At 58.2% G+C, this 12,426-nt stretch carries 12 protein-coding genes; 5 read left to right on the top strand and 7 right to left on the bottom strand.

The features are described 5' to 3' along the window. Positions 1-4: 4 nt before the first annotated feature. Positions 5-970, top strand: coding sequence for a Csu type fimbrial protein (locus ACQZ6F_RS01150; protein WP_449095689.1), 966 nt, complete (start codon positions 5-7; stop codon positions 968-970). A gap of 76 nt (positions 971-1,046) precedes the next feature. On the opposite strand, the gene ACQZ6F_RS01155 is transcribed toward ACQZ6F_RS01150, so the two are convergent. The 3 genes from ACQZ6F_RS01155 to ACQZ6F_RS01165 form a co-directional block, all read right to left on the bottom strand. Continuing rightward, positions 1,047-2,777, bottom strand: coding sequence for a diguanylate cyclase (locus ACQZ6F_RS01155; protein WP_449095690.1), 1,731 nt, complete (start codon positions 2,775-2,777; stop codon positions 1,047-1,049). Positions 2,778-3,054: 277 nt separating this feature from the next. After that, the gene (locus tag ACQZ6F_RS01160; protein ID WP_449095691.1) at positions 3,055-3,363 is read right to left on the bottom strand and encodes a hypothetical protein; all 309 of its coding nucleotides are present in this window, start codon (positions 3,361-3,363) and stop codon (positions 3,055-3,057) included. Between the two features lie 28 nt (positions 3,364-3,391). Further along, positions 3,392-3,823, bottom strand: a complete 432-nt coding sequence (locus tag ACQZ6F_RS01165) for a hypothetical protein (protein ID WP_449095692.1) — start codon at positions 3,821-3,823, stop codon at positions 3,392-3,394. A gap of 102 nt (positions 3,824-3,925) precedes the next feature. On the opposite strand from ACQZ6F_RS01165, the gene ACQZ6F_RS01170 reads away from it, so the two are divergent. The 3 genes from ACQZ6F_RS01170 (at position 3,926) to ACQZ6F_RS01180 (ending at position 6,235) form a co-directional block, all read left to right on the top strand. Then, positions 3,926-4,471 carry a GNAT family N-acetyltransferase gene (locus ACQZ6F_RS01170; protein ID WP_449095693.1) on the top strand — a complete coding sequence of 182 codons (546 nt, stop codon included), beginning with the start codon at positions 3,926-3,928 and terminating at the stop codon, positions 4,469-4,471. 79 nt (positions 4,472-4,550) lie between these two features. Next, a complete protein-coding gene (locus tag ACQZ6F_RS01175) occupies positions 4,551-5,510 on the top strand; it encodes an acetylxylan esterase (RefSeq protein WP_449095694.1) in 960 nt (319 codons plus the stop codon). Beyond that, on the top strand, positions 5,507-6,235 hold the full coding sequence (locus ACQZ6F_RS01180; protein WP_449095695.1) for an esterase family protein: 729 nt from the start codon (positions 5,507-5,509) through the stop codon (positions 6,233-6,235). Before ACQZ6F_RS01175 ends, ACQZ6F_RS01180 begins: the two co-directional genes overlap by 4 nt. 41 nt (positions 6,236-6,276) lie before the next feature. On the opposite strand, the gene ACQZ6F_RS01185 is transcribed toward ACQZ6F_RS01180, so the two are convergent. Then, positions 6,277-6,465 (bottom strand): hypothetical protein, encoded by a 189-nt coding sequence (locus ACQZ6F_RS01185; protein WP_068392552.1) that lies wholly within the window; start codon positions 6,463-6,465, stop codon positions 6,277-6,279. Between the two features lie 354 nt (positions 6,466-6,819). Between ACQZ6F_RS01185 and ACQZ6F_RS01190 the strand changes: the two genes are divergently transcribed. Next, entirely contained in the window at positions 6,820-9,156 is a 2,337-nt protein-coding gene (locus ACQZ6F_RS01190; protein WP_449095696.1) for a glucose/quinate/shikimate family membrane-bound PQQ-dependent dehydrogenase, read from the top strand. 57 nt (positions 9,157-9,213) lie between these two features. Here ACQZ6F_RS01190 and ACQZ6F_RS01195 read toward each other — a convergent pair whose 3' ends face one another. From ACQZ6F_RS01195 to ACQZ6F_RS01205, 3 genes are all read right to left on the bottom strand, one after another. Continuing rightward, positions 9,214-9,792, bottom strand: a complete 579-nt coding sequence (locus ACQZ6F_RS01195) for a mitochondrial large ribosomal subunit protein uL15m (RefSeq protein WP_077468225.1) — start codon at positions 9,790-9,792, stop codon at positions 9,214-9,216. A gap of 70 nt (positions 9,793-9,862) precedes the next feature. Next, complete coding sequence (locus tag ACQZ6F_RS01200; RefSeq protein WP_449095791.1) at positions 9,863-11,146, bottom strand: DUF763 domain-containing protein; 1,284 nt, start codon at positions 11,144-11,146, stop codon at positions 9,863-9,865. Positions 11,147-11,258: 112 nt separating this feature from the next. Next, on the bottom strand, positions 11,259-12,395 hold the full coding sequence (locus ACQZ6F_RS01205) for an aminotransferase class I/II-fold pyridoxal phosphate-dependent enzyme (protein ID WP_449095697.1): 1,137 nt from the start codon (positions 12,393-12,395) through the stop codon (positions 11,259-11,261). Positions 12,396-12,426 lie beyond the last annotated feature (31 nt).

Consider the following 12,426-nt stretch of genomic DNA (forward strand, 5'->3'; position numbering starts at 1 on the left):
AAAAGTGTTTCGTTCGATTGCCTTTCTGCTCTTCCTGTTGCTACCGTCGTTGGCCTTGGCGCAAAGCTGCAGTTTCAGCGTCGCCAACGTAAATTTTGGTGCTGTCGATACGCTGTCCAACAACCCCGTCAATACCACCTCGACATTGACCGCCAGTTGCACTGGGGGCTTGCTGGATATCGGCAAACGCCTGCTGATCTGCCCGAATATGGGCACAGGCAGCGGTGGCGCAACTTCGGCAGTCGCGCGGCAGATGTTGAATGGAACCAATCCATTGAACTATCAGCTTTATTCCGATACCGGCTACAGTGTGGTCTGGGGCTCGAGTACCTGGTCCTATCCATCGCGTGCGCCAGCTTATGCCCTGACGATGGCTTTGCTCAGCGGAGGTTCGCTGATCGGGGCCTCGGGTAGCTTTACCGTGTACGCCTCGGCTCTGGGCAATCAACCGACGGCAGCAACGGGAGCGTTTACATCGAGTTTCTCGGCTGCCGACACCGCTTTCATTTATAGCTACAGCAGTGCCACCACCTGTGCTGCTCCGTCGGGAACATTGGGATCGGCCCCCTTCACGGTCAATGCGAGCGTTGCTGCTAACTGCCTGATCAATATTCAGAATATCGATTTTGGCACGCAAGGCGTGTTGAGAGCCAACGTCGATGCCACGGGCTCGGTGACTGCAACCTGCACGCCGGGCACGACCTATACGATCTCGCTGAACGGCGGCACGGCGAATGCAGCACCGACGGCGCGGAAGATGGCGAAGGGAGCGGAGACAGTAACCTATGGCCTCTACAAGGATCTAAATCGGCTGCAGCCATGGGGAGACGCCAGCACGCCCGGAAGCACCGTCGCTGGAACAGGAAACGGAACGGCTCAACTTCTGACGGTTTATGGTCGTGTGCCGCCGCAAACGACGCCATCTCCGGGCGTTTACACCGATACGGTGGTCGTCACATTGACCTACTGAACTGAAATCGCGACCGGCGGATGTATCTGGTCGGATTAAACACCGCTCTCCGCAGCGCTGAACGCCTGCGGCTCGATCATGCTGCGTCCGCGCCACCTGAGCCATGATCGCCACCTCCCACGGTCGGCGCCGTCGTCTTTTCCGCAGGCACGTCGGAAGAGCAAACCAAATTGCGGCCATTGCGCTTGGCTTGATAGAGCCGCCTGTCTGCTACAATGGCTAACTCTTCCCAGTGGTCGAATGTGCATTGGGGCCGCCAGTCGACGCCGAAGCTAGCTGTGACGGTCAGCTGATGTTCTTCGTTGATGATCGTTTTCGCCAATGTCTCTCGCAGCCTTTCCGCAGTTGCCTGTGCGGATGCCTCGGTCACGTCCGTCAATACGATGATGAATTCCTCGCCGCCATAGCGAGCGAACAGATCCTGCGAGCGAAGGCACGGGGCCAGGGTCTCCGCTGCCCTTTGAAGAACCAGGTCTCCGACAAGGTGGCCATAGCGATCGTTGATCGACTTGAAATGGTCGATGTCGAACATGATGACGCCGATGCCGAGGGAACCGTCTCTCGGCACAGTCAGCAATTCCCCCACTGCCTCACCAAGGGCACGGCGATTGAGGAGACCGGTGAGTGCATCCGTCTGTGAGAGGCGCCGAAGCTCCTCCGTCATCGATTTGCGCTCCATCTCCAAATGCCTCTTGAGGCGCTGTTGCTCCCGAAGCAGATCGAGCCGCTGGAACATCTCGCGCACTTCATGCCCTGCGTGAGGCATCGGCGTTGGCTGCAAGAGATTACCGGCCGCGATATCGTCGATCTGCCGTATAGCCGCAAGCATCGGCCGGAAAAGCGATCGCCCGAGCAGATAGGCCAAGCCGACGACCACCGATATCGCCACGCCGGCCAGAAGTGTCGAAACCAGCATGGCGTTGAAGGCTTTCTCGCGCGCGGTCTCGAGAGAAGTGAGCGCTGTCTCTTCGATCAATTCGCGCAGGACTTCGGTAGATTTCATCCCGGGAACGTACTTCGCGGTAAATTCAGCCGGCGTTGGCGAATTGCTACCATTCAATCCAAAGGCAACCCGTTGGGCATAGGGCAATGAGCCGGAGAAGTAGTTTACCGTCACCTGATCCAGCAATTGCGCAATGGCCTTGGACTCCAGGGTGGCGGGCGCATAGGTCTTCAGAAGCGCGTTCACCTCGAACAACCGGTTCAATTCGCTGTCGAATGCGGCGCGGTAATGCGAGCGCGCCTGCCCTTCCGAAGTCATCATCATGACGACATAGGATCCCACTCGTCCGGCTCGCTCCCTTAGCGTTCCGGCCATCGAGGTCAACATCACTTCGGCACCGGTCTCGGGCGCCAAAGCGATGATCGATCGTCCCGCAACGTCGCGATAGTCCTGAGCACGGTCCGCAGCACGGAACATTGCCTGGATGGCTTCGGCTATCTTTGCACCACTGCGCTCGCCGCGCGGGGTTGCCGCCACCGCATCGACAGCACTCCTGCCGGCGCCCAATTGAGCTTTGACCGCCACGAACGCGCTGCGCATCTCCGGCGACGCATCTATCTCCGTCCGAAAAAGTGTCTCGACGCTGGCGATATTTCTGTCGGTCTCTTTGCGGCTCTCGTTGAGTGCCGCGGTAAATTGAGGCCGTTGCTCGTCGGATGCGCCCATAAGGCTGTTTGCAGGTCCACGTTCCCGCGAGATCGCGGCGGCGGTGTGTAAGGCGACATGAAACCGATTGAACTCCGTTACACCTCGCTTGTAGTTGTTGTAATCCGACAAGCTGAAGGCGATCGTCGAGCCAGCCATTATCAAGCAAACCATGATAACGGCTATGGCCCCTATCCATTGCAGCTGTTGAATTTTAAGCCGCCACAAGAAATGCACTCCGCAAACAAACATCTGGCCCAGATTACACCAGATTTGGTAGAATCTTCACTTAACGAACAGACCTAAATATTTCTCCCACACGCACGACCGACTCTGCGTTTCGCAACAGGTCTTGGCGGTGGCTCGTGAATATTAAGTGAAGGAAACAAATCGCGGCGAAAACTACGCAGCTCGAAGTGACCGCCGTCGCGAAGACCTAATATTGCACGAAAACCTGTGGCATAAGGTTTGCGCGCGCCGAATAATGCGGCTGGCCGACCACGTGCGAGATCACCAGGGCATAGACAAGAATCGAACCGACGACGATGGCTATCCCACTCAGCGGAAAGTTCGGCCTGGATGTTGCGTTGGGTAGCGAGATTTTCTGCACATTTGCACGAGGACGGCTCGCCTCGAGCTTTGGCATTGCCGTAAAGGGAATTTGCAGCTCCCTTTCCAGGCGAGCCTGTGCGTCAGGGCGCTTACCGTAACGCATCAAGGGCCTGAACTGGATAATTTCGCCCATTTTCATGCGGTCCCTTTACCGCTCGCGGCTACTGCCCATTGTCCTGGTTACTATCAGTATCAGTAAAATCGACGGGAACGACAATCTTTTCTGGCCGATTGCCGCTATGCGGAACGATTACTGTGACGATACAGCGATTCTCACGCGGCTTGACGGATAGCAGCCGCCCTTTTGTTTTTGACAGCACCTGGTCCGCGGCATTCGAGCAATCCTGGATTTTATCGCCGGATTGAACAACCTGACCCTGTCCCGCCAATACCGGGCCTGCTATCGAGATTCCGACAAGTGCTGCTGAGATCCTGATCATTGCGACAGTATATCTCAACGGGGACGCGGATGCGACCTTGGTCGGCAAGAAAGCGAGCCATTTTTCATGATCTTTTCGTTGCTTGTGACCTGGCCGCCCATGACGCTTCTCGCGCGTTGTCCAGGCAGGCCGGATGCACGCGTCGGTGGACATTCAGAGCGAATTCGTGGATGGAGATGCGGCGCAGTTCTTTAGCTTTGCGCACCATGCCGTTTAAAGCACCGCTATATCAACTATTCGCTGTAAAGGGTCGCCATGCTTACTCTCGAAACTTCCCGGCTCATTCTAAGGCCCTGGCAGGATCGTGATCGCGAGCCCTTTGCCGCCATCAATGCCGATGCCGAAGTGAGGAAATACTATTATCCGAGCCTGCTGACGGCGGCTGAGACGGATGAGCTGATCGATGAAGCCAATGAACAGTTGGCAGAGGACGGATACGGTTTCCTGGCCGTCGAACGGAAGGTCGATGGCGCGCTGATCGGCGGCGGCGGTCTGTCGCGTCCCGGACCGGAAGTGCCCGGTGATTTCCCGCTGGAGATCGGCTGGATTCTCGGGCGCGTCTATTGGCGCCAGGGCTACGCCACGGAGATCAGCCATTGCTGGCTTGATTTTGCCTGGCGGCAGTTGGAGGCCGATTGCCTCATCGGCTACACCTCGGACATCAATCTTCCCTCCCGGCAGGCGATGGAAAAGATCGGCATGGTTCGCGTCGAGGATGGGGATTTTGACGATATCACAGTGCCGCCGGGACATATTCTGCGGCCACATGTGCTCTACCGCATCGACAAACCGTCGCTATAGACACCGCAAGTAGCAGACGCAGTGGCGGGCCGCCGATCACGATCTTGCGCCGCTGAGGCATTCACGCGACTATTCTCCCATGAGTATACCGACAATCCATCCCTTCGCCTTCGATCCCACCTATGGCCTTAAGCTGGAGCAGTTGCGAGCCATCGAACCGCCGCAAGCGCCTGATGGGTTCGATGATTTCTGGCAGAAGCGCTACACCGCCGCCATTGCAGTCGATCCGCAGCCAAGGCTTCGCCATAGCAAGCTGCACCATGACAAGTGGCATGTCTTCGATGTCAGCTACATCTCGACCGATTCAATGCAAATCAACGGCTGGCTTCTTATTCCAAGGCATGGGCAGGTCAGTCGTGGCCTTGTTGTCGGGCATGGCTATGGCGGCAGGGACCAGCCCGACTTTGATCTTCCTCTGGAAGAGACAGCAGTGCTGTTTCCCTGTTCACGCGGCCTGTCCCTCAGCGCCACTCCGGAAATTCCGGCGGATGCGTCGGGCCATGTTCTCCATGGTATAGAGAGCCGCGATACCTATGTCATCGGCGGCTGTGTCGAAGATCTCTGGCTTGCTGTTTCGGCGCTGGAGACGCTCTATCCCTGGATTGCCGGCCATATTGGCTATAGTGGCATCAGCTTCGGCGGCGGTCTCGGCGGCCTCGCAATTCCTTTCGATGCACGGATCGATCGCGGCCATCTGGTGGTGCCAACCTTCGGCGATCGGAAGGCTTGGCTGACCTTGCCCACCGTTGGCAGCGCCGACTCGGTCCAAGCTTATCAGAAGGAACACGGAAGCGTGTTTGAGACGCTGCGCTTTTTCGATGCCGCGATCGCTGCAAGCCGCATCAAGGTGCCGATGCTCATTGCTCCCGCTCTTTTCGATCCTGCAGTTGCGCCGCCGTGTCAGTTCGCCGTCGCAAATGCGACGCAGAAGTTTAACGAAATCTTCATTCTCGACGCTGGTCATTTCGAATACACTGGCATGGAGGAGCAGAACGCAATTCTGCGAGACAAGGTAGGGCAATTTTTCAAGGCGTCATGAACCGAGAATATTTGCGCTGGTACAGCCCGCGGCTGGAACGAGACATGGAGCTGCTGGTGTTCGGCCATGCAGGCGCCAAAGTCCTGATGTTTCCAACGAGAGACGGGCGCTTCTGGCAATATGAGCAGATCGGGATCGTGGCCAGCCTCGCCGAAAAATTGAACGCGGGACATCTTCAGCTTTACTGTATCGAGGGGCTCGCCGGCGAAACCTTTTACGGTTCGGCTCGCCATCCAGCCGAGCGCATTCGCCGTCACAGGGCTTTCGAGGAATATATCCTGAACGAAGTCCTGCCCTTGATGGCGGAAAAGAATCCGCATGATTGCACCATCGTCCATGGCTGCAGCCTCGGGGCCTTCCAGGCTGCAAGCCTGGTCTTTCGCCACCCTCACCTCTTTCGTAAACTCGTCGCCTTCTCGGGCCGCTACGACCTGACGATGCAGGTGGAATCCTTCAGTGATCTCTTCGACGGCTATTACGACGAGGACATCTATTTCCACACACCGACGCATTTCCTGCCCGGACTAGGCTCGGACTGGCATTTGGAAAAGCTGCGGCAGGTCGATATCGTTCTGACGATCGGCGATGCCGATCCGTTTCTAGCCAACAACCGCCATTTGAGCTATCTTCTGGCCAGCAAACAGATCGATCATCGTTTGCATGTCTGGGATGGCCGAGCGCATCGCGCCGGCGCCTGGCGCAGGATGGCGCCGCTCTATATTTGAGACCACCCTACGGGCTTGATCAGCAGTCGCTGCCAGTCAAATCAGACCAGACCAACAGGAATGGGTCTCATGACTTTGCGCGCACCATAGTCACGCTCGTGAGACTTACGATGCTGCTGCTCGTGACTTGCGGAGAACTCGATGTGGCTGCGCTCAACCATGCCATCCGGATAGGTCCCGGTGTCGTCGGTTTCGACTTCCGACTGCGCAGTGACGATCTTCAAATTCATCTCTAGTCCTCCGGCTTGGCACGGAAACCCTTGATTCCATGGTTTGTTCCGTTAGTATCCGCACAATTGTTAAAAAATTAACTACGTCCGTTAATGAATTTGGGCGTCGTGGTATCGAACTTGAACGACTGGTTGGATTGCGCCATTGTTGCAATCCAGGCGTTCAGTCTCCGAATCGGATCGGAGATCTGATGTATCGATACAATTGGCACCGGACACGACGCCGGCCGTCGTAGCCAACGCACTTTTTATGAATTTCAACTTCGTTCGATGCCTGACCCAATAGGGGTGAAGCCGAGCTCTAAGTGCCTGCGATCAATCACTGTCAAATCGGCGGATAGACTGGAGCGGATCATGGCCATACTCATAACATCCATCATTCTGGCACTCATTGGCCTAGCGCTCGGTGGTGGCGGGCTTTGGCTCGTGCTGCTTGGCGGCAGCGTCTTCTATCTTCTCGCCGGTCTTGCCTTCCTGGTGACCGGTATCCTGCTTGCCATGCGCAAGGCCGCAGCTCTCTGGCTCTACGCGGCTTTCGTGCTTGCGGCTCTTGCCTGGGCAATATGGGAAGTCGGTTTCGACTGGTGGCAGCTCGGCCCGCGCGGCGGATTGATCATTCTGATCGGTCTATGGCTGCTGACACCATGGATCAGGCGTCCACTCGGGTTCCGCAGCCTTGATGGTGTCCACTATGGCGCCAATCCCTGGCCGCTCGCAGTAACCCTGATCATTGCCGTCCTGATCGCTGTTTACTCGATGACGACAGATCCCCACGACCTATCTGGCGATCTGCCGACAACGGTGACGGCGAATGCGCCGACGGGAGGCGATGTGCCCGATGGCGAGTGGCATCACTATGGGCGCACATCTTTCGGCCAGCGTTACTCGCCTCTCGACCAGATCACGGCGCAGAATGTCGCAAATCTCGAGGAGGTCTGGCGCTACCAGACCGGTGATGTGAAACGTGCTGACGATATTGGCGAAACCACCTATCAGGTCACGCCGCTCAAGATCGGCGACACGCTCTTTCTGTGCACGCCGCATAGTTTGGCGATTGCCATCGATGCGAAAGACGGCAAGGAGAAATGGCGTTACGACGCCAATGCCGGCATGAACCCCAATCGCCAGCATCAGACTTGCCGAGGAGTCTCCTATTATCACGACAAGGCCGTGGCCGCAGGCACGCCTTGCGCCGATCGCGTCTATCTCCCGACCTCCGACGCCCGGCTGATCGCGCTTGACGCAGCCAATGGCAAAGTATGCCCGAGCTTCGCCGACCAAGGCACGCTGCATCTCGAAACCGGCATGAAATACAATCCGGCCGGCTACTACTATTCGACATCGCCGCCCGTGATCGTGGCTGACAAAATCATCATCGGCGGCGCTGTCAACGACAACTACTCGACCCAGGAACAATCAGGCGTCATCCGCGCCTTCGACGCCAGAACCGGCGCGCTCATCTGGAACTGGGATTCAGGCAATCCCGACCAGACGGCGCCGCTACCCGCCGGACAGACCTACACCACCAATTCGCCAAACAGCTGGTCGGTCTCCAGCGCCGATGAGGCGCTGGGCATGGTCTATGTCCCGCTCGGCAACCAGACGCCTGACCAGCTCGGCATGGGACGCAGCGCCAATGTCGAGCGTTTCTCCTCCTCCGTGGTGGCGCTTGATATCAACACCGGCCAGCTGAAATGGGTGCAGCAGTTCGTCCATCACGACCTCTGGGACATGGACGTGCCGGCGCAGCCCGTGCTCTTCGATCTGACCAAGGCCGACGGCAGCGTCGTTCCCGCGCTGGTCGCCTCGACCAAGCAGGGCGACCTTTATGTGCTGGATCGTCGCACGGGTGCTGCGATCATTCCCTTCAAGGAAATTCCGGCACCGGGCGGCACCATTCCGGAGGATCACGCCTCTCCGACGCAGCCGATCTCGGACCTGACCTTCTCGCCGCCGCCGCTTCAGGAAAAGGATATGTGGGGTGTCTCGCTATTCGATCAGCTCGCCTGCCGCATCTCCTTCCATCTGCATCAATATGACGGCCGATACACGCCACCGTCCCTGCGTGGCTCGATCATCTATCCCGGCAACTTCGGCACCTTCAATTGGGGCAGCGTCGCGGTCGATCCGGAGCGCCAGATCATGTTCGGCATGCCGACATACCTGGCTTTCACCTCGCGGCTGGTGCCTCGCGCCGAGATCCCGCCGAAGGGAGAGGGAGACAAGGGCAGCGAACAGGGATTGAACCGCAATGAGGGCTCCCCCTACGGCGTCTATATGGGCCCGTTTCTCAGCCCGCTTGGCGTTCCCTGCCAGGCACCGCCCTGGGGTTATGTTGCCGGCGTGGATCTGAAGACCGGCAAGATCGCCTACAAGCACAAGAACGGCACCATCTACGACATGACGCCGCTGCCGCTGCCGATCAAGGTTGGCGTTCCCGGCATCGGCGGCCCGATCATCACCAAGGGCGGCGTTGCCTTCCTGGGTGCGGCTGTCGACGACTATCTGCGGGCCTATGATGTCACGACCGGCAAGCAGCTCTGGCAGGCGCGCCTGCCCGCGGGCGGCCAGGCGACGCCGATGACCTATACAGCCAGCGACAACAAGCAATATGTCGTCATGGTGGCCGGTGGCCATGGCTCGGTCGGCACGAAGCCCGGCGACTATGTCATCGGCTACACGTTGCCGTAATTAGCATTGGGGGGCTACCTCGCCCCCAAGCGCTTGCGGGCGTCAATGCCGAAACGGCTAGGCGATCTGCTCAACGCGGCATTGCTGGCACAGCGGATAGGTATTCAGGAATGGCGCAAGGCGTTCGCGCATGATTTTGAAATCTGATCCGTACATGTAAAAGGCGGTTTCTTCCGGTCCTTGCCAATGGCTGCTGACCGCTCCAATGCCTTGCAACAGGCGCTGGCATTCCGCAAAAACATGATTGACATCAGAATCACGGTAGACCTCGTCTGGCAGGTCGGTACCGTTCAAATATAACGCCAACCCTTCCTGCAGGCCGAAATCAAGCCGCCGGTTCTGATCCGGGATATTCATCCGCGAGCCCTTTGGAGCCAGCATGGCCTCAAGGGTGCGCATAACCATTTCGATCGTCGCATCGGACGGGTCATCCAACTCGATCTCAATATCGCATTCGCTGACTTCGCCGTCGGGGGCCATCAAGGTGCCGCCGCCGACGACGCGTACGCCATGCTTGTGTTTCGCCATGGCGGCATCGAGAGCGTCTTCAATGTCGGCTCGATCATCCGGTTGCAGGCGCGCGTTCAGTGTGGCCACAACGACCATGGGTTTCTTTTTCTTGAAAAGATTGAACATGGGCTATCTGCTGCCTCCCCCGGCTTCAACATTGCGAAAATCCCGGTTGCAGTTTGAGTTCCGCAACCGTTTATTGCAACGGCTTATTTCCTGCGACCACGACGCCGTCTTCGGAATTTGCCGGAGGCTCCCAGCCGAAGACACTGCGGCCGCCATAGGAGAAAGATCGGTCAAACTCGCCGGCGACAATCTCCTTGAGATCAGGTCCAGTGACATATCGCTCCAGAATTCTCGACTGATCGTCCAGCCGCTTCAGGGCAGATAGCTCCTCATCTCGGCCAAGCCGCCCTTTCCTGACCGCGGATTTCATCACGCTGATGGTCTCGTCATAGACCTTCAATGGCACCGGAAAGGGATGCCGATCCTTGCCGCCATGGGCCAGCGAGAAGCGTGCGGGATCGGAGAAGCGGCAGGGCGCGCCGTGAACGACCTCGGCGACCATCGCCAGGGCCTTGACCGTCCGCGCGCCGACGCCCGGCGTCAGCAGCAAATCCTCGAAATCCACCGGGCCGCGATCGGCTGCAGCCGCAAGATTGCCATGCAGGCGGCGCATGTTCACATCTTCCTGGCGGACATCATGATGCGCAGGCATGATGAGGTATGGCAGCATCGGCTGCGCATCCACCTTCTTGATTGCTGGAGCTTGTCCTTCCAGGATATTGAATTCACGAATGATTTTATCGGGACCAAGCGACGCGAGCAGATCCAGCTGGCGATTGCGGGAATGTTCGGCCCGCCGATCGGCGAGATTGATGATCTCTCCCTGCTCCCGCCCCTCGATGGCGGCATGAGGCGAATCCAGGAAGCTGGTCAGCCCCTCGGATAACCAGTGATAGCGCCGTGCCTGTCGACGGTCGCCGTTCATGCCCTGCTGGACAACAACCCATTTGCCGTCATCGGCCACGATGAAGCCATGCAGATAGAGGTCGAAGCCATCCTGGAGCGCTGCACTATCCACCTTGGCGATCAGCCGGCTGGTGCTGGCAAGCGATGTTCCATCGATCCCGACCCTATCTCCGATGTGAAGCAACTCCTCCGGTGTCCTACGCGAATGCGAGCCGCGACCGCCGCAGACATGGATGCCGAGTTCACCCGAAAGCGGGGTCAGGCCACGCTTCAACGCGCCGAGCACGCTTGTGGTGATGCCAGAGGAATGCCAGTCCATGCCCATCACTGCGCCGAAGGACTGGAACCAGAATGGATTGGCCAAGCGGCGAAACAGTTCATCGCGGCCGTAATGCTGGACGATTGCCTCTGTGATGACGGCGCCCAATCGCGTCATCCGTTCTCCAAGCCATCGCGGCACGCGGCCGCCATGCAACGGCAGGTCAGCTTTGCCAGTTCTCTGCGCCAAATTCGTCACTCTCGATCTTCGGTGACGATATTCTAGCGTCGATCGTCGATTTGCACCATACGTTCTCTTTTTGTCCCGCTCTCGTGGTGCCCGAGAACAGGCGAGACAATCGCTAGGAGTGATTGCGCAGCAAATGGGAGCGCATCGCCGCAATTCCCTCATCAATATTGGCGCGGCCGAACCCTATGCGGAAGCGGTCGTCCGGCGTTGCAGTGAGTTCCGAACGATAGAGGCTGGCCGGCAAGAGCAGCACGCCTGCCTGCTCCACGAGATTGCGCGTGAAGGTCTCGACGCCATCCGCGCCTTTGTAGCGTGGATAGCAGACACAACCGCCATCGGGCGTATACCACTCGAAAAGATCCTCGAACTCTGAAAACAAAGCCTTGAGCTTTCCGAGATTGGAGGCGATCAGCCGATTATTGCGCTCGAGAATCCTGTCGGCATTCAGCAAGCCGATCTTCGCCAGGCTCTCGCCCGGACCGGAATTGCAGATGGAGAGATAATGCTTCATCCGCTCCATCTTCGAAATCAGCGCGTGATCGCGGCAGGCAATCCAGCCAATGCGCAGGCCCGGCAAGCCATAGGCCTTGGACATGACGCCAAGCGAGAGGCCCCGCTCATAGGCGTCGGCAGCGGCCTGCGATACCGGCTTGTTGTCGACGGTCAGGCCGCGATAGACTTCGTCGCTGAATAGCCAGATGCCATGCCGCCGACAGAGATCCACCAGCGCGTCGAATCTTTCTCTTTCCAGCACCTTGCCCGTGGGATTGTGCGGGAAGTTGATCGAGATCAGCTTGGTATTGGGTCTGATCGCCTTGCTGACTGCATCGATATCGAGCGACCAGCCGTCTTCCGGATCAAGCGCCACGGCAGAGACGTCGCAAATGCTGAGGGGTATCGTTTCGGACGATTGATAGTTGGGGGTTACGATGATCGCATGATCGCCCCTGTCGAGAAGCGCATGCATCGCGATGTAAATGCCCTCCTCAGCGCCGGCGAAGCATAGAATATCGGCGCGCTGCATCTGCTGATAAAGCCCGGCGATGATGTCGCGCAGGGCCGGATCGCCGAAGGTCTCCGTATAACCAAGCCAGAGATTGTCGTAGGCGGACCGCTGCTCCGATGTCGCCATGTCAAGCAGTTCGGCCATCGTCATACTCTGAGCGTCCGAGGCCGTCATGTGATAGCGCGCACTGAACTCCCACTTCGAAAAATGAGTCTCGAGCTTGAAATCCGGCAGCAGCGGCATGGCGACATTCTCCAATGGTGGTCGCCACGCA

The sequence above is a fragment of the Rhizobium sp. A22-96 genome (assembly GCF_053521805.1).